The following is a 324-nucleotide window of genomic DNA, read 5'->3' on the forward strand; positions in this document are numbered from 1 at the left end:
CAGAATGTTACCGCCATGCCGAAATGTCGACCATTGCACCATTCGAATATACATCCATGCTGCTGGGGTTAGGCATCGGCTATGTAGTCTTTGGCGATGTACCGACCGCTCAAATGCTGATCGGCAGTTCGATTGTGATTGGTGCGGGTATCTTCATCATTTTCCGCGAGCATAAATTATCCGGCAGAAAACTGAGAAAGAGCTGAGTATTTCTCAGTTCTTCTCATCTTCTTCCGGCACATCGCTGCGCGGATCCATCTGATAGCTTTCCGGCGTGTTGATGTTTTTGGTTGCCTGATATTTGAACTCAGTTTTCTGATCACT

The 324-nt window shown here is 46.9% G+C and carries 1 pseudogene; it reads left to right on the forward strand.

Features of this window, described 5'->3' with window-relative positions:
• Positions 1–206: pseudogene (locus HBA93_RS19945) on the forward strand (DMT family transporter); the annotation flags it as partial.
• Between the last annotated feature and the right edge of the window lie 118 nt (positions 207–324).

Source organism: Ochrobactrum sp. SFR4, from assembly GCF_019730395.1.
In the GTDB taxonomy this organism is placed as follows: domain Bacteria; phylum Pseudomonadota; class Alphaproteobacteria; order Rhizobiales; family Rhizobiaceae; genus Pseudochrobactrum.